Source organism: Magnetospirillum sp. 15-1, assembly GCF_900184795.1.
GTDB lineage: Bacteria > Pseudomonadota > Alphaproteobacteria > Rhodospirillales > Magnetospirillaceae > Phaeospirillum.
The window spans coordinates 187,966-204,267 of the sequence record NZ_FXXN01000022.1 but is presented as its reverse complement, the minus strand read 5'-3'; the positions used below and the strand labels follow the sequence as shown (position 1 = coordinate 204,267).

Annotated in this window: 15 protein-coding genes and 1 tRNA gene; 5 read left to right on the top strand and 11 right to left on the bottom strand. The window is 62.2% G+C overall.

The window, feature by feature from the left end; all coding sequences use genetic code 11:
* Positions 1 to 1,006 precede the first annotated feature (1,006 nt).
* From CP958_RS09030 to CP958_RS09005, 6 genes are all read right to left on the bottom strand, one after another.
* Complete coding sequence (locus tag CP958_RS09030; protein ID WP_096701624.1) at positions 1,007 to 1,936, bottom strand: Mu-like prophage major head subunit gpT family protein; 930 nt, start codon at positions 1,934 to 1,936, stop codon at positions 1,007 to 1,009.
* Between the two features lie 6 nt (positions 1,937 to 1,942).
* The gene (locus tag CP958_RS09025; protein ID WP_096701623.1) at positions 1,943 to 2,983 is read right to left on the bottom strand and encodes a phage protease; all 1,041 of its coding nucleotides are present in this window, start codon (positions 2,981 to 2,983) and stop codon (positions 1,943 to 1,945) included.
* A gap of 587 nt (positions 2,984 to 3,570) precedes the next feature.
* Positions 3,571 to 3,993, bottom strand: a complete 423-nt coding sequence (locus CP958_RS09020) for a regulatory protein GemA (protein ID WP_096701622.1) — start codon at positions 3,991 to 3,993, stop codon at positions 3,571 to 3,573.
* Between the two features lies 1 nt (position 3,994).
* The gene (locus CP958_RS09015) at positions 3,995 to 4,318 is read right to left on the bottom strand and encodes a hypothetical protein (RefSeq protein WP_096701621.1); all 324 of its coding nucleotides are present in this window, start codon (positions 4,316 to 4,318) and stop codon (positions 3,995 to 3,997) included.
* An 11-nt stretch (positions 4,319 to 4,329) separates the two neighbouring features.
* Positions 4,330 to 5,085: an AAA family ATPase gene (locus CP958_RS09010; protein ID WP_096701620.1), complete on the bottom strand. Its 756-nt coding sequence runs from the start codon at positions 5,083 to 5,085 to the stop codon at positions 4,330 to 4,332.
* 75 nt (positions 5,086 to 5,160) lie between these two features.
* Complete coding sequence (locus CP958_RS09005) at positions 5,161 to 7,362, bottom strand: hypothetical protein (protein WP_096701619.1); 2,202 nt, start codon at positions 7,360 to 7,362, stop codon at positions 5,161 to 5,163.
* A 310-nt stretch (positions 7,363 to 7,672) separates the two neighbouring features.
* Between CP958_RS09005 and CP958_RS09000 the strand changes: the two genes are divergently transcribed.
* Positions 7,673 to 8,227: a helix-turn-helix domain-containing protein gene (locus CP958_RS09000; protein WP_170958906.1), complete on the top strand. Its 555-nt coding sequence runs from the start codon at positions 7,673 to 7,675 to the stop codon at positions 8,225 to 8,227.
* A gap of 427 nt (positions 8,228 to 8,654) precedes the next feature.
* Here the strand turns inward: CP958_RS09000 and CP958_RS08995 are convergent.
* Positions 8,655 to 8,731 (bottom strand) — tRNA-Arg (locus CP958_RS08995).
* Positions 8,732 to 9,012: 281 nt separating this feature from the next.
* On the opposite strand from CP958_RS08995, the gene CP958_RS08990 reads away from it, so the two are divergent.
* Entirely contained in the window at positions 9,013 to 10,119 is a 1,107-nt protein-coding gene (locus CP958_RS08990; protein ID WP_096701617.1) for a hypothetical protein, read from the top strand.
* A gap of 94 nt (positions 10,120 to 10,213) precedes the next feature.
* Here CP958_RS08990 and CP958_RS08985 read toward each other — a convergent pair whose 3' ends face one another.
* On the bottom strand, positions 10,214 to 10,723 hold the full coding sequence (locus CP958_RS08985) for a hypothetical protein (RefSeq protein ID WP_242442811.1): 510 nt from the start codon (positions 10,721 to 10,723) through the stop codon (positions 10,214 to 10,216).
* 145 nt (positions 10,724 to 10,868) lie between these two features.
* Between CP958_RS08985 and CP958_RS08980 the strand changes: the two genes are divergently transcribed.
* Both CP958_RS08980 and CP958_RS08975 read left to right on the top strand, forming a co-directional pair.
* Positions 10,869 to 11,207, top strand: a complete 339-nt coding sequence (locus CP958_RS08980; RefSeq protein WP_096701616.1) for a cyclic nucleotide-binding domain-containing protein — start codon at positions 10,869 to 10,871, stop codon at positions 11,205 to 11,207.
* A gap of 7 nt (positions 11,208 to 11,214) precedes the next feature.
* Positions 11,215 to 11,655 carry a type II toxin-antitoxin system RatA family toxin gene (locus tag CP958_RS08975; protein ID WP_096701615.1) on the top strand — a complete coding sequence of 147 codons (441 nt, stop codon included), beginning with the start codon at positions 11,215 to 11,217 and terminating at the stop codon, positions 11,653 to 11,655.
* Positions 11,656 to 11,738: 83 nt separating this feature from the next.
* On the opposite strand, the gene rpsA is transcribed toward CP958_RS08975, so the two are convergent.
* The 3 genes from rpsA to aroA form a co-directional block, all read right to left on the bottom strand.
* On the bottom strand, positions 11,739 to 13,436 hold the full coding sequence (gene rpsA, locus CP958_RS08970) for a 30S ribosomal protein S1 (RefSeq protein ID WP_096701614.1): 1,698 nt from the start codon (positions 13,434 to 13,436) through the stop codon (positions 11,739 to 11,741).
* A gap of 138 nt (positions 13,437 to 13,574) precedes the next feature.
* On the bottom strand, positions 13,575 to 14,213 hold the full coding sequence (cmk, locus tag CP958_RS08965) for a (d)CMP kinase (protein ID WP_096701613.1): 639 nt from the start codon (positions 14,211 to 14,213) through the stop codon (positions 13,575 to 13,577).
* A 142-nt stretch (positions 14,214 to 14,355) separates the two neighbouring features.
* Positions 14,356 to 15,687 carry a 3-phosphoshikimate 1-carboxyvinyltransferase gene (aroA, locus tag CP958_RS08960; protein WP_096701725.1) on the bottom strand — a complete coding sequence of 444 codons (1,332 nt, stop codon included), beginning with the start codon at positions 15,685 to 15,687 and terminating at the stop codon, positions 14,356 to 14,358.
* 186 nt (positions 15,688 to 15,873) lie between these two features.
* Here aroA and CP958_RS08955 point away from each other — a divergent pair, with 186 nt between their 5' ends.
* Positions 15,874 to 16,254, top strand: coding sequence for a TIGR02300 family protein (locus tag CP958_RS08955; RefSeq protein ID WP_096701612.1), 381 nt, complete (start codon positions 15,874 to 15,876; stop codon positions 16,252 to 16,254).
* Positions 16,255 to 16,302: the final 48 nt, after the last annotated feature.

Genomic DNA, 16,302 nt, shown 5'->3' with positions numbered 1-16,302 from the left:
CCAACTGTCCACCACCGTGCGCTACGCCCACCACGCCCCGTAGCGTCTAGTGGAAACGGCGACTGCGGCGGCGCGGGCGTGGAATTTGTTGCCAGCGACGGTCGAGTGAAAGGGGGGGGGGAGGGGGTTCGGTTTCTCTCCGCTAGTCTGGTTATAATTAATCTGCTGCGGCGGTAATTATTCTGGGATGGGCCGGGAAGGCCCTATACCCGGTGGGATGGCTTCTGTTTTCGTGACCGTTGCCAATACCGGTGGAGCGACGACTTCGAGGGGGCGCGTTCCGTCCCGAACCGTTCGCGGCAACCATCCAGAATCATGCGGATGGTGAGGCGTCCGAGCCGGTCCTCTACAAACTCCCGGACTTCGGGGTCAAAGTCAATCCGGGATGCCTTCCCTTTACCGGGCGGGTGGAATACCGCCCAATAGCGCCCGATCTTTGCTCGGGACCACGCGCGGGCCTGTCCAAACCGCCGGACACAGGAGGCAGCCATTTCGCTATAGGTCAAGTGGCGAGGCAAGCCATCCAAGAACTGTCGCACCTCGCCGTCCGAATATATATTCACCTTTGGCAATGGCATCTCCTCCCAGTTCAGGCCCCATGCTTCCACCTGTAGGGTTTCTTCAGTTTTTGCTTCACTTCCACTCCCGCCGCATCATGCGAACGTATCGTGCGGTGCAACCGGCCTCTCGGGCGGCATCGGTTGTCGGAAGATGATCAAGTCGTTTGAGGCGCTGCTTCACTTTGGACAGAGGGCCTGCCTTACCTCCCATGTTTGGGATATCGTGGCTGTTGCCCCCATAAATGGGCACCAGGGCCAGCGCCGCTTCCAGGGGAATAATCTGGCATATCCTGCTGGTACTACAGGGGGTCTCTGGAATGTACCGCTTGGTTCCGCCCCAGACCCTTGCAAGTTTCAACGCATCATCGACGAATCCCGACCGTGCGAGCACTCCCAGAAGGCCTGGAAACAGGGACAAGTCGGGGGCTGCATCCATGACGCACCACCTACAGATAAGCCGAGATCAGCAATTCGGCGGTATCCTGCCACTCGTTGGAAATCACGACGTCCGAGGTGTCGGGGGCGGTTCCCACGGTAATCACGCGGGTGGCGTTCTTGACGATACGCCGTGCCGCGCCCTCCAGTTCCTGCGGCACCACCAGGTGGGTGGGAGCCACTCCCAGCTTGTAGCCTCCATCACGGGTTAGCGACGCCATGGCTGCGCGAGCGGCCTCGTAGTTTTCGTGGGTCAGGTCGGCCTTGCTGCCGAACGCCAGTTGCCACAGGCCGAAGCCGACATTGGAACGCCCGTCGCAGCCGTAAATGTATTCGTTCTGCCAGAACACGTTGTTGTCGTTTGGCTTGTCCAGGCTGACGAAGCGATAGGGGCGCCGCTTCTGATGGACCAGCGGGCGCAACTGGCGGCTGGCATCGATCAGGAACCATGCCGGTCCGCTGCCCGCTTGCATGTTGCTGACCATGGTGGTCTGGCCGTTCGTATCTTCGACAGGGTGATCGGTATCGAAGAAATTCTGGTCATCGTAGCAGGGAGAGGCGAACCCCGTGTTCAGCAGGTTGTAGGCCATGCGGTCGGGATGAATGGCAGCCTCGCGCCCCATCTCCAGCATGAGCGGGGCGAACAGGCCGTACTGGTCATCCTCCATCTCGTTGCCGGGAACCCGCACGGTCGATTCGAAGTTCTTGTTGCGGATCGCGTATTTCCAGGCGGACAGGTTGGTGACGATGCGGTCGCCAACCCACTCGCGAATCATGGGGAAACTGCCCAGCCACGCATAGTTTTCCTCGGACGCCGTGCTGGGAACTTCCATGGCGACGACAGAGATAGTGGACTTGGCGCCGTCGAAGCCCTTGTTGAAGTTGAGTTTGAAGCCGGTGAAAATGTCGGCGAGCGAAGCGCCGGAGCGGGACACGACCATGGTGGATCAACCTTCCAAGAGCTTGCGGTAGTCTTCGGGGGAAACGCTCAACTGGCTGCACACGGCCAATTGACCAGCGGTCAGCCCGGCAGTGCCGGAAGGGGCGTTCGACGGGACCGCCGGGCGGCCCTGGAAATCGGATTTCATCAAGCCGGCGAAAAGCGCGGGCATGGACTGCACGAATCCCTCGAACGATTCCGGGGATTGGCTGGCAAGGGCCATGGCCCAGGGCTTCATAGCCGGGCTGAGTTTTCCGGCAGCCATGGCGTCGGCAACCGCCTTATCCACCTGGGCCTGGGAAGTCTGTTGCCGGTAGGTTTCGGCCTGACTGGCAATCGCCTGGATAGCCTGTGCCGCAGCAACGATCTCCGCAGTCTGGGATGCTGTGGTGGGGGCGGCTGTTTTCCGCATCAAGGCGTCCAGCACCCCGGTGGCCCCGGTTTCGGGCGGCAAATCCAGATGCGTCACGAACGCCTGAATCAGTTTGGCGAGGTTTTCGCAGGTCTTGAGAAACGTCGCGTCGTCGGCGCCGTCGAGGCCCAACAGGGCCTTGGCACTGGTCAGTGTATCGCCGGGCATGATTGCTCCTTGGCTGGCGAGGGCGGTGATTTCGAGGTTGGGGAAGTTGGTTAGGGCCGCGCCGACGATCCGCAGCACGGTCCCGTCATCGGTATGGGTGAATACCGGCGAGAGATAGCGGTAGGCGCGTTCGCCCAAGTGCTGCGCGGCTGTAGCCGTCCACTCGACAATGCCCCAGATGCCATTGGGGCCGATATCCAGGCTATCCCATTTGACCCAGCCAGCGGCGGGACGCGGTTTGATGTGGAGCGGCGCCAACTGGCTCTGATGTTCATAATCCACAGGCAGATCGGCCCCACGCTGATGAAGCTTGGTCGAGGCGATCACCTGGTGGGCATGAGCCTTGTCCCGAAGGGTGTAGGGGCCGCGTCCGTCTCGACCCCGGTTTGTGCCGAACGGCAGGAGGTGGATGCGGTCAGGTGCCCCGGTCGGCAGGGAAATGGAACAGGTAGCGGTGTGCTCGATCATTGCGCCCTTCTGGAAAATCTTTGACAATCTCCATGAACAGGCAAAATAAATAAGGCGGAAATTGATCCGCCATCGCGCGGAAGTATTCCGCTCTATGGTCTATCTGCTTGTGTGTTGCTCTTGTCGGGGCGAGAGGGCCGCGAGCCCCGCATTCCTACCCATGGGTTTGCGCGCTTGATGCAGCCGGATTGCAGTATCAACCCGGCTGCATTACCCTTGCGGAGCCGCCGCAGGGTTCGGACGCAATGGCTAGGCGGTAGCCGCTTGAGCGTCCGCACCCCTCCATAGTCATTGCAAGCCCGGTCCCTCTCCTTGGAATGCCCGCCATCCCCCCTGGGGACGTTTAATTTCACGTTTAATGGATTGGCGGCATAAGGGGTGCCCCTTCTTCCCTAAATGGCCTGGAACGGCTGGATTGATTTCAGAGCAGGTCAGGGCGACAATGACCATGTGATCGGTTCGACCGCCGGAAATTTCGCTGCCCGTGCGGGGACCGGAAACGATCCCGATGAGGGTAAGGCGCCCCTCCGAGCCGGTCACCCGCCACCCTCCTGGGGAGGAGCGCCAATCCCCAGGGAGGCCGCGCGTCATCTCTGCACGGTTTCTTTTTTCTTCGCCTTCATGGCCTTCAGGGCCGTGATCGCCTTGGGGGCGCATTCGGCGGTCAGGAAGCGCAGTGAACTGACTTTAAACGTCCGTTCAAGCCATTTTCCAAGGGTGGCGTCAGTACCTTCCCCGCCCGTGTATTCCGTCCACAGGTCCCGGATCAAGGCAACCTGGCGCGGTGAGGCCATGGCGGCACGCTCGCCGAAGTTCCGCTTGCTGAAGTCGCTGCGGAACCCCAGGCGAGTGAAGGCGTCCATCACCCGCGCGAAGCCCGAAGGGTCAAGATTGGCGGAACTCTCCACCCCACCGAAGCGGCGTAGGATGGCGCGGTAATCGTCCTCCTCCATGCAGAGCTGCGCTTTGGCCACATGGATCAGGGAGAGTTGTTTGTGGGCAAGAGCCATGTCAGCTCTCCTTCCCCGCGTAGGACAGGCCGTGAGAAAAGCCGTCTCTCCAGATCCTGCGCGCCATGTCATCAACAAAGGCTTCCTGCGGCAAGCCGATCTTCTTCAGAAAATCGAGTTGCGACATTTCCAGTTGCTTTTTGGCGGTACTCTGGCAGGCATCGATACGCTCGACCATCCAGGCCATGATATTCGACATGCCCTTGCAATTGTCATTGCCTATGTCTTTGGCAAACTTATGGAAGGCAGCTTGATCGAGAACGAACGAGAGGAAGTTAGCGACGTCCTTGACTGCGTCGAGGTCTTCGATGGAATCGATGGTCATGGCTTTTCCTCTCAGTTCCGCGAGCCGAGAATGCGTTCGGCGTCTTCCAGGTGGTTCAGTTGGATCGGCCCATCACCAGCCAGCTTGCGGGCATGGGCGATCCGCTCATTGACGTTGCGCAGGCCGCCGCCGCGTGTGGCGGATCGGGTCAGCAGATCAAGCGAACGCTTGCCCACGATTCCGTGGTGGTCGCACATGGCGGAAATGTCTTCCGGCGGCACGGCGGGGATATCCAGGCGCACCGTCAGGCGGCTGGTGAGCTGCGCCCACTTGCGGCGTTTGGCGGCGGATTTGGCCTCCCAGCGGTCGGTGAGTTCGGCGCTGCCCACCAGCATGATTCCGACCGGCCTTTCATCGTAGAGGTCGCGCACAGATTCCAGCAGGTCATCGTCCATGTGCTGCGCCTCGTCCAGAATCAGCAGCGCATCTCTGGGGTAGGACAGATGGCGCAAGATATTGTCGTAGATTTCTGCGCTGCCCATGTTGGCCGTGGCGTAAGCGCCCATAGCCGTGGCGATCCGCACCAATCCCGGCTGGAGCCTTCCCGCTGCCCTGGTCATGCGGCACTGCATGACGTAGTGATGTTGTTCGGCGAAATTGGCGATGGCGGTTGTCTTGCCGACGCCCGACGCACCGACGACGCAGCCCATTTTCCGCTGCTTGCAACAGATCGTCAGGGCAGAAGCAATGTCTTGCGCCGTTGGGGTGGGGCAGAAGCCGGGCTTTTCCTCCCGGCCTGCCGCTGGTAAAGTAACGATATCAGCCATTCCTACCTCACTGGTTGATGCCGGGTTCTCTCCGGCGTTAGGACCGGCGGGTGTCTCACCACCCGCCGGTCAAACTCATCCCGCCGCCGCAAGCCTTTCCAGCGTCGCCCGCCGGGCCAGACGCTCCCGGTATTGGGGGTCTTGCGCCTCGGCCCGAAGGGCGGGAAGCTGCTTGGTGGCTTGAGCGATGGCTTCCATGTCGTCGGACAGACGGATGGTCCCGGCGCTCTCCGGAATCGGTGCGGGTAGGTGCAGGGCAGACGCCTCACCCATCTCGGCAACAAGGTCGAGGTCATCGACCTCGCGGGCCATGGCCGTGATTGCCTTGTTCTGGGCCCTGACGCGGCGTCCGCGATCTTTCGCGCCAGCCGGATCAAGGAAGCCGTACAACGGAGCCTGTTCGGCGATGCACAGAAAACTACCGTCTTCGTCGAGGACGGGAATCCGGTTTCTGTCGCCAACATGGGGAACACAAATGGTGACCTTGGAACCGGGCAAGAGCTTCAGAAGCTCATGTGCCCGATATGACGTTCCCTTGTAAGTGAACTCGCCTTGCATGACCTCGCGGGGCTGCCTCGTCGCAAACACCGCATGAAGCGCCATGGGGTCAACATCCGTCCGCATCCATCCCGCATTCACGGCAATCGTGAATGCCTCGCGCGGTGACTTTCCCTTGAGTGATCCACCCTGCGCAGTCGTCTCGTAATAGTCCAATGACGTGGCGAGAGCTTGGCGGAAATCAGCTTCCGATCCCTCGAAGGGCGTTGGCTCACGGCCGACATTCTTGGTCTTCGCCGTCATGCGGTTGCCGCCGATCCAGCCGGGCACCATGGCGAAGGCCCCGCCTTCCAGCACGGCGAACAGGCCCTCGATGGGCTTGGCCGGTGCGTTGTAGGGTTGAGCGTTCACGACCATCTTGCGCCGTGCGTTGGCGGCTCTTTTCGCCAAGGCGCTTATCTCGGGATCGTCGGTGACATTGCCCAGACGGAAGCCCTGGCACTGCGCCAAGCTGGCCAGCTTCATGGCGTCATCGACAAAGCCAAGCTTTGAATATTCGCCGCCATTGTCGAGATAGAGAGCCTGTGGCATTCCCCAGGCCGGGTCTTGGGTCATCTCGATAAAGGACGAAATAACATCCTCCTGGCGAATGCCCTTGCCCTTGGGGACAAAGTGCAGGGTTGCCCTTATCCGGTTGGTGGCGATATCGCACCAAGCGATGATCTTGGGGGTGAACAGCGATCCGTCTTCACGGCGCAAATAGATGTCCAGGTGGTGAACATCCCCCACCACCAGTTCCATGGGGACCATGCCGTCTCGGGTCCGGCGGGTGCGCGGCGCCGCTGTATCAAAGAACCCTTTGGCGTCCTTGTCCTTCAGGGCAATGATGGCGTAATTGCGGTGCGGCTCGACAAAGCCGCGCGGCACCTCGCACAAGGCCAGAAGGTGAGCGGTGGGAAGATCAAGGCCAGCGGCTCGTGTCAGCTTGATCAATTCCTTGGTCGCGAGGCGGCAGCAAATTTTCCATCCGCCGCCACCCTTGGCCGCACCCTTGCCCTTACCGCCGCCTGCCGCCGCCCAGACGCTCTTCACATAGGTGACCAGCTTCGCGGCGATTTTCACCTTCGCCTCGGCAGAGAATGGCACCCCATCGTCCCAGGCCCGCGAAATCACCACCCGATCTTCGCCACGATCCGCGCGAGGCTTGCGGCACAGGCCGACAATCCCTTTCGCCTCATATCCGTTCAGCCAACCGCGAAGGGTGGACTCGCTGAACGTCCGGTATCCGCCACCGGGAACCAGAAAGCCGCGCGAGGACAATTCCTTGATCATCGCCCCGCGCCCGGGTGAGCCTTTGGGCAGAATCATCGCCGGATGAATGATTTCCCGCTTCCATTCCCATTCCCGCGTTGCCGCCGCCGTACTGGCGGATATGGCAGGCAGACAGGGAGACACTTGATTTTGGACGGTGAGCGAGGTGGCCGTTGCCGGGGCGGAAAGAGCAAGAGGGGCGGAATCGTCGTCGTCCGTGACAGTGCCGAACATCGCCTCAGCGCGAATGCGCAGTTCCGGCGGCAGACTGTCGATGCGGACGAGGTAGCTGAGGCCGGATGCCCCACCACGGCCTCTCTGCGCAATCACAGAGAGGGTGTGGCCGCGCCATGTCTTGCCGGAATGGGCGCGAGAAAGAGCCAGGATGGCGGCTCTCGCTTTAAGGCCAGCGACATGGCCAAACTCCCCGCTGGTAAAAAATACGGAAAGTTGGTCGCTGGGAGTCATTTTCCGACTCCCGCATCGTGAATCAACCTTTGGAACAACGTGGCAGCCCGCTCACTGACATTTTCTCCGGTCAGGGCTTGTTCTGCGGTGCGGCGGACGACTTCATTTCCTTTGCACCAAGCGTTTAGCGATGTCCCTTTCACCACAAATCCAGCCCGGACCCGACGGAGCGTATCTTTTGACGGCAATATGGGTGGGGCTTTCATCGGGCCGTGTCCTGGTGTTAATCTGCACTATGCGGATTAACATAAGTCTGCACAGCGCAGACTGTCAACGGATTAGTCTTCTCTACGCAGACATGGAGCGTACTATGGCCCTGAGCCTCCCGAATATCGATGCATCTGCGGTGATTGAGAGAATGAAAGATTCTATTGGGGTAAAAAATGACAAAGAGTTAGCCGACGTATTAGGGGTATCAAATAAGACAGTGTCATCGTGGAAGGCGAGAGGATATGTTCCAATGGAGAATGTTGTATCCATTGGATTCGCTTCTGGCAAGACAACGGAATACATCTTGTTTGGGGCCAACAGCAAGATATCAGTAGAAGAGTTTATAGATGATCTGAAGGTTCTTGATTTTGACGTTATAAACATAATAAGCGAAAGCATGTTTCGCGGAATAATGTCTAGTTATGCCGAAGAGACACTTCTTAATATGACGGAGGAGGCCATATTGGCCGAGTCTCAAGGAATTGCAGCGTCAATACAACTTACATACCCGCAGATGGTGCGCAGAAAGCGCAGTCTCATCGATGAGTTCGGCTTTCCTCCTGAAAAATTCATCGAATATGAAAGAAAAAATCATACCCTTAGCCCTGAAGCTTTCAAGGTACGGGAACGGCTGCGAAACCAGAAGAAAGGCTAATCGGGGTGACTTCGGAAGAGGCTGCGTTTTGCTGCACCAATCCCTGCACCAATCGATACCCTTAAGGGGCTTCCTGCATCAAGAATGGCGGAAACACGCCATTCATTAGCTTTCGCACCACTGCACCAATCACAGCGATTGCGGACCCTATTGCGGCACCTCGAAAATCACTCTACCACCATGAAATAACTGAATTTTTCAGAAATTCATTCCAGATTAATTCTATCCACTCCATCCCAGTTTAATTTCCGCCCCCCTAATGTCACTCAAACGCGAGTGCTACAACACCATGTGTCCCCGGCTCCAAAACCATGTGGCGCGCTACACCTGCAACCACTCGCCCCTATTACAGCCCTATTAAGCCAAGACCCCGCCACCAGGGGTGCGGGGTCTTGTTGGCTAATGGCTTGTAAGACTTTAAGGAAAGTGGCGCGCCCGGAAGGAATCGAACCTCCAACCCCCAGATTCGTAGTCTGGTGCTCTATCCAATTGAGCTACGGGCGCACTTTCCGTCGGGGATGTCCCCCGGCGAGGACGCGGACCATACACAAACCCCCGGCGGCCCGCAAGGGTGAATTTTCGCCGAGGGAAAAACCGCAAAACCCTGTGGACTCGGGGCTTACGAATGTACCACTTATCGAAATGCGTACTTGTGGCCGCTTGGTCATTTGCGTAAAATCCGCCCCAAAGTTTGCGGGGGCAATCTGGATATTCATTCGTGAATACGAAAGTCCGCTCCCGCCGGTACTTGTCCGAACTGGCGACCCAAAGGATCAGCAATCCCCATGGCCCTGAAAAAGACCCATGCCGCCGCCTTGTGCGCGGTTCTCCTGGCAAGCGGATGCTCGTTCGCCGAGGACGTGCTGTTTCCGACCTCGGGAACCGTCGCCCCCAATCAGGGCATGACCGCCGAGGCGCTGCCCGAGGCGGCGCCGCCCTCCCTGGGGACCGGTAGCTACGAGCCCATCGGGGTCACCGCCGGCTCACCCACCGGCACCTTCGTTGGCGGCAAGGTGGTGGCGTTGCGCGCCGACCTTCAGGCCCTGCAGGCGACCCTGGCCCGCCAGAACCAGGCGCTGCAGCAGATCCGCAACGAAACCGTCCAGGATTCCCAGCGCTATCACGGCACCGTCGCCGCCATCAACGCCCGCCTGCAGGTGGGCACCACCCCGGGCAACCCGGTGCTGACCCAGCAGTGGAACGCCGCCCAGGGCGAGCTGGACCGCATCACCGACGACGTGCTGAAGATGAACCGCCTGACCAACGACGTGACCGCGTCGTCGACCATGGCCGGCTTCCTGCTGGATTCGGTGCGCTCGGCCCGCTCGCTGTCCGGCGCCGTGGACGAGGATCATCGCCAGCTGCGCATCCTCGAGGACGAGACCAACCGCACCGTGGTGATGGTCGAGCGCCTGCTGTCCGAGCTGACCAGCGATTCCATCCGCCAGCAGCAATACGTCGCCTCCGAGAAGCAGAACCTCAACACCCTGGCGCTGGGCATCAAGAACGGCGCCCTGTTCGCCGGTGGCCTGACGTCGCGCGTCAACGCCAGCTATGACACCGCCGCTCCGGCCCGCGCCATGTCGGCCGGCGAGACCCCGCTGGTGACCATTCGCTTCGACAAGCCCAATGTGAATTACGAGCCGGCCCTCTATGCCGCCATCAAGAGCGCCCTGGACCGTCGCCCCAGCGCCACCTTCGACGTGGTCGCCGTGTCGCCGGTGGGCAACACTCCCGGCACCCAGGCCCTGGCCGCCACCAACGCCAAGCGCAACGCCGATTCGGTGCTGCGTTCGCTGACCAACATGAACCTGCCCGCCAGCCGGGTGCGGACCTCGTCGACCACCAGCCCCGCGGTATCGGGCGGCGAAGTACAGGTCTTCGTGCGCTAAGCAGGTTTTATCGGACAAGACGAAAGCCCCGGGCACGGCCCGGGGCTTTTTGTTTGGCCGGGTGAGCCGCCCGGCCAAGGCATGGGACCACGGGCTACTCCCTGGGCATGGCCAGGGCGTCGGGCAGCAATCCGTCGAGAATCAATTCCTCGACCATGCCCTCGACCATGCCGCGGGCCAGCCGCGAGGCGCCGGCACTGCCCAGCATCATGCTGAAATAGGGCAGCATCAGTTCGGTGGTCCGCACCCATTCCACCGGCTGGCCGCGCAGATTGCGCTTGGGCGGCGATACGGTATTGATATGGGCCAGGGCCAGTTCCTGCAGCGCCGTCTTCAGCATGCCTTCGAGGGTATTCTTCTCCAACAGCAGCTGATATTGCGGATTATCGCGCTCGCGCGCCGCCCAGGACGGGTCGGTGGCCGGCGCGGCGGCAGGATTTCCGTCCAGTTGCTCGACCGCCTTGGCGACCATGCGCGCCGCCGCCAGCTCCTCCTCCTCGGTGCAGCCGTTGGCGGTGGTCATGGCCATCAGCGCCCGAAGGCGGGCCAGCCCCTTGGCGCGGTCGTCGATATTCATGGCGATGCCCTCGCGATTATCGGGCAAGTCTATGCCCGACCTTGCCCCGCTGTCGATGGTCAAGGAGGTGGTTGAGTTGTCGGGCCGGGGTGATTACCTGATATACGCCTTCGAGAGTGACTCGGAAGCCGAACGCGAATAAAGTCGTATCGGAAAGGCTGGGGTGGCGGGCATGCGTAACGATAAGATTCTCGAGCGCAAAGTCTTTTATGCCGGGGCGAAAATCTTCAATGAAGGTGACAGCGGTGATCGTGCCTATCTGATCCAGGATGGACAGGTGGAAATTATTAAGCACGGTATGACGCTGGCGACCATCGGCAAGGGCGAATTGTTCGGTGAAATGGCCCTGGTCGACGACCAGCCGCGCATGGCGACCGCCAAGGCGCTGTCCGATGTGTCGTGCATCATCATTTCACGCGATACCTTCCGCGAAAAACTGGCCAAGGCCGATCCGTTCATTCGCGGCCTGCTCAACATCTTCGTGCGCAATATCCGCAACCTGACCCGCTGAGTCCGCCATGCATCCCCTGACCGGCGGTTGGCGCGTCGACGTGCCCCGCCACACGCCCGAGGAGCTTTATGCCCTGGCGGTGGACATCGAATCCTATCCACGCTTTCTGCCCTGGTGCCAGCGGGCCCATATCCGCAAGCGTGACGGCGACCACCTGGAGGTGGACAACCTGTTCGGTCTGGGACCGCTGCAGGCCCGTTTCACCTCCCACGCCGAGCAGGAACCGCCCCGCCGGCTGACCATCTCCTCCCATGACGGACCGTTCCGCCACTTCAAACTGGTGTGGGATTTCGAGCCCCTGGGCGAGGGCTGCCGGGTGGTGGCCCGCTACGAGATGGCGCTGCGCTCGCCCATGCTGCACTCCATGGCGGCCATGACCCTGCCGGCCATGGAGCATAAGGTGGTGCAGAACTTCAAGGAACGCATCCGCCGGGTCTACGGGCGGTAGGATCGGGGAGCGTCCAAAAGAAAAGGCCCGGCACCTTGCGGTACCGGGCCTTCCCTTTAACAGCTAAAGCCGAAGAAGGAGGATTACTCCTTCTCCTGGGCCTTACGCATGGCGGCACCCAGGATGTCGCCCAGCGAGGCGCCCGAGTCGGACGAACCGTACTCGGCCATGGCCTGCTTCTCTTCCTCGACCTCGCGCGCCTTCACCGACAGGGTGATCTTGCGCGCCGCCTTCTCGAAGGCGGTGATCTTGGCGTCGAGCTTCTCGCCGACCGCGAAGCGCTCGGGGCGCTGCTCGGAGCGTTCACGCGACAGCTCGGACTTGCGGATGAAGCCGGTCATGCCCTCGACGGTGACTTCCAGGCCGTTCTCGGTGACCTGGGTCACGGTGCAGGTGACCACGTCGCCCTTCTTGATGGACGCCACGGCGTCCTGATAGGGGTCGGCGCCCAGCTGCTTGATACCGAGGCTGATGCGCTCCTTCTCGACGTCGACGTCGAGAACCTTGGCCTTGACCACATCGCCCTTCTTGAAGTTCTGGATGGCCTGCTCGCCGGGAGTCGCCCAATCCAGATCCGACAGGTGGACCATGCCGTCGATATCGCCGGGCAGGCCGATGAACAGGCCGAACTCGGTGATGTTCTTGATCTCGCCTTCGACCAGGGTGCCCTGGGGGAAGCGATCCAGGAAGCCTTCCCACGGGTTGTTCATGGTCTGCTTGAGACCCAGCGAGATGCGGCGCTTCTGGGGATCCACGTCCAGCACCATGACCTCGACCTCCTGGGAGGTGGAGACGATCTTGCCGGGGTGGACGTTCTTCTTGGTCCACGACATCTCGGAGACGTGCACCAGACCCTCGACACCGGGCTCCAGCTCGACGAACGCGCCGTAGTCGGTGATGTTGGTGACGCGGCCGGAGAACTTGGCGTTGACCGGGTACTTGGCCTCGACACCCTCCCACGGATCGGCGTCAAGCTGCTTGATGCCGAGCGAGATGCGCTGGGTTTCCGGGTTGAAGCGGATGACCTGGACCTTGACGGTCTGGCCGATGTGCAGCGCCTCGGACGGATGGTTGATACGCTTCCAGGCGATGTCGGTGACGTGCAGCAGGCCGTCGACGCCGCCCAGGTCCACGAACGCACCGTAATCGGTGATGTTCTTGACCACGCCCTCGAGGATCTGGCCTTCCTTGAGGTTCTCGATAAGCTCGGAACGCTGCTCGGCGCGGGTCTCTTCCAGCACGGCGCGGCGGGACACCACGATGTTGCCGCGCGAGCGGTCCATCTTGAGGATCTGGAAGGGCTGGGGGGTGCCCAGCAGCGGGGTGATGTCGCGCACGGGGCGGATGTCGACCTGGCTGCCCGGCAGGAACGCCACGGCACCCGACAGATCGACGGTGAAGCCACCCTTGACGCGGCCGAAGATCACGCCGGTGACGCGCTGCTGCGCCTCGAACGACTTCTCCAACAGGGTCCAGGCTTCCTCGCGCTTGGCCTTCTCGCGCGAGAGGACAACCTCGCCGTTGCGGTCTTCATAGCGCTCGACGAACACGTCGACCTGGTCGCCGGCCTTGATCTCGGCGGCGCGGCCGGCGGTGGCGAATTCCTTCAGAGGGACGCGGCCCTCGGACTTGAGGCCCACGTCGATCACGGCAACGTCACCGTCGATCTCGACGATGGTACCGGTGATCACGGAGCCTTCGAACGAGCCGCCCACACCGAGGGTCTCGTCCAGCAGGGCGGCGAAATCGTCGACGGCCTGCGCAGCAGCGGTATTGGTCATTGTTGGGTAAGTTCCTTTCGTATCGTGTCTTTCCGGCCTGCCGGTTGAATCCGGCGGTCTTTAGAAAACGGGGGACGTTCTCGAAAAAATAAAACCACCGCCCAGGGCAGCCCAGGCGGCGTCAACAGGTTCTGAATGCTACCGTTTGGAACCGACGATCCCCAGCGCGGCGGCAAAAGCCTGATCGGCGTCGAGGTCGGACGTGTCCAGCACGGTGGCATCCTGGGCCGGAACCAGCGGGGCGACAGCGCGGTTGGTATCGCGCTCGTCACGTTCCCGCATGTCGGCCAGGACGGTGCCGTATATAGCCCCCAGGCCCTTTTCCTGCAACTCTTTCAGCCGCCGCTCGGCCCTTTTTTCCACGCTGGCCGTGACGAACAGCTTCACCTCGGCCTCGGGGCAGACCACCGTGCCGATATCGCGGCCGTCGAGCACGGCCCCCTTGCCGCCCGGCGGCTGGGCGGCGAAGCGGCGCTGGAACTCCAGCAAAGCGGCGCGCACGCCGGGAATGGAGGCAACCTTCGAGGCGGCCTGGGCGGCCTCGTCGATGCGCAAATCATCGGCGGCAAGGTCGGCGGGAGAGAGATCGCGGGCCGCCCGCTCGGCCAAAGCCACGTCGGCGGGATCAAGCCCGGCGCGGGCCAGTTTCATGCCGACGGCGCGATAGATCAGGCCGGTGTCGAGATAGTCGAAGCCCAACTGGGCGGCCAGGCGCCGCGCCAGGGTCCCCTTGCCGGCCGCCGCCGGCCCGTCGATGGCGATGATGGTGGTTGTCATTTTACAAGTCCCTCAGGCGCCGGGCGTTCGCTCTGCTCACTTGGCTCACGCTCCGCGATGCGTTCTCCGCTGCACTCCGAACCCGCGTTGCGGGCCTCAACGGCCCAGTCGCTCGCACGCTCGCTCCGCGGCGGCCGTTTTCCTACTCCACCGTCCCGATCTTCGCCCCCAGCCCGTTCATCAGGTCGACGAAGGCGGGGAAGCTGGTGTCGATGGCTTCGGCGTCGTCCACCGCGACGGGCCGCGCCGAGGCCATGCCCATCACCAGGAACGACATGGCGATGCGGTGATCGAAATGGGTGGTGACGGTGGCGTCGCCGTCGGGGATGCGGCCGGTGCCGTGGACGATGAGGGCATCCTTCTCCTCCTCCACCGCCACGCCACAGGCGGCAAGGCCGCGGGCCATGGCGGCCAGCCGGTCGCTTTCCTTGACCCGCAGCTCGCCCAGGCCGCGCATGCGGGTGGTGCCCTCGGCGAAGGCGGCGGCGACGGCCAGGATGGGATATTCGTCGATCATGCTGGGCGCCCGCTCAGGCGGAACGTCGACGCCCTTGAGGCGCGACGAGCGGACCACCAGATCGGCCACCGGCTCGCCCGCCTGATCGCGGGGGTGGTCGAAGCGGATGTCGGCACCCATTTCCAGCAGGGTCTGGTAGAGGCCGGTCCGCAGCGGATTGGTTCCGACGCCGGGCAGGCGGATTTCCGAGCCCTCCACCAGCAGGGCCGCCACCACCGGGAAGGCGGCCGACGACGGATCGGCGGGGACCATTACCGGGCGGCCGGTCAGTTCGGGAAAGCCCACCACGGTGATGGCGCGGCCGCCGCCCTCGGCGTCCTCGACCCGCACGGTAGCGCCGAAATTCCTGAGCATCAGTTCGGTGTGATCACGGGTGGCCTCGCGCTCGATCACCGTGGTCTCGCCGGCGGTGTTGAGCCCGGCCAGCATGATGGCCGACTTCACCTGGGCCGAGGCCACCGGCAATTCGTAGGTGATGGGGGTGGGCTGCGCCGTGCCGGTCACCGCCAGGGGCAGACGGCCGCCGTCGCGGGTGACGAAGCGGGCGCCCATCAGGCTCAGCGGCTCGGTCACCCGGCGCATGGGCCGCGAACGCAGAGAACCGTCGCCGGTGAAAAAGCAGGTGAAGGGATGAGTGGCCACCAGACCCATCAGCAGCCGGGCTCCGGTGCCGGAATTGCCCATGTCGAGAATGTCGGCCGGTTCCATCAGCCCGCCGACCCCACGCCCGAACAGCCGCCACGAGCCGTCGGCCTGCCGCTCGACCTCGGCGCCCAGGGCGCGCATGCAGGCGGCGGTGCGCAAAACATCGTCGCCTTCCAACAGGCCGGTCACCACGCTTTCGCCCACCGCCAGGGCGCCCAGCATCAGGGCGCGGTGCGAGATGGACTTGTCGCCGGGAACGCGGGCGGAACCGGCCAACGGAGCGGCCCGACGGGATGAAAGCGGCTTGGCCATGATCACTCCTGATAACCATCGGCAAGGGGAAAAGCTGCCGGGCGAAGCTCTAGCACAGGCGGCATCGGCGTCATAGACCTGCGTGCCATGCTGCACCGCCCACGCTTTTTCGTTTTGACACAGGGTGGGGAACATGGCAAATGGCCCCTTTACCGGGTTCGAGTGACACGTTGAAGGAGGACGAAGGTGGCAAAGCCGGAATGGGGACAGAAGCGCACCTGCCAAAGCTGCGGATGCCGTTTCTATGACCTGACGCGCACTCCTATCGTCTGCCCCAAGTGCGGGTCGACGGTCGAGCCGGAGATGCCCTTCAAGGTGCGTCGCAGCAGTGCGGCAGCCGCCGAGAAGGCCGCTCCCGTGGCGGCGGTGGTACCCGTCGTGGTGGATATCGACACGGATGATCTTCCGGTGGTCGACGACGAGGACGAGGTCATCGAGGGCGAGGACGAAGGCGCCGACGACGACGAAAGCGGCCTGATCGAGGATGCATCCGATCTGGGCGAGGACGACGACGACATGGCCGAGGTCATGGAACACATGGACGAGGTGAGCGAGGACGAGGTCTGATTCGGCCTGATGGTTTCCCGATTGGCGGGCGGTGAATTTTTCGCTTGC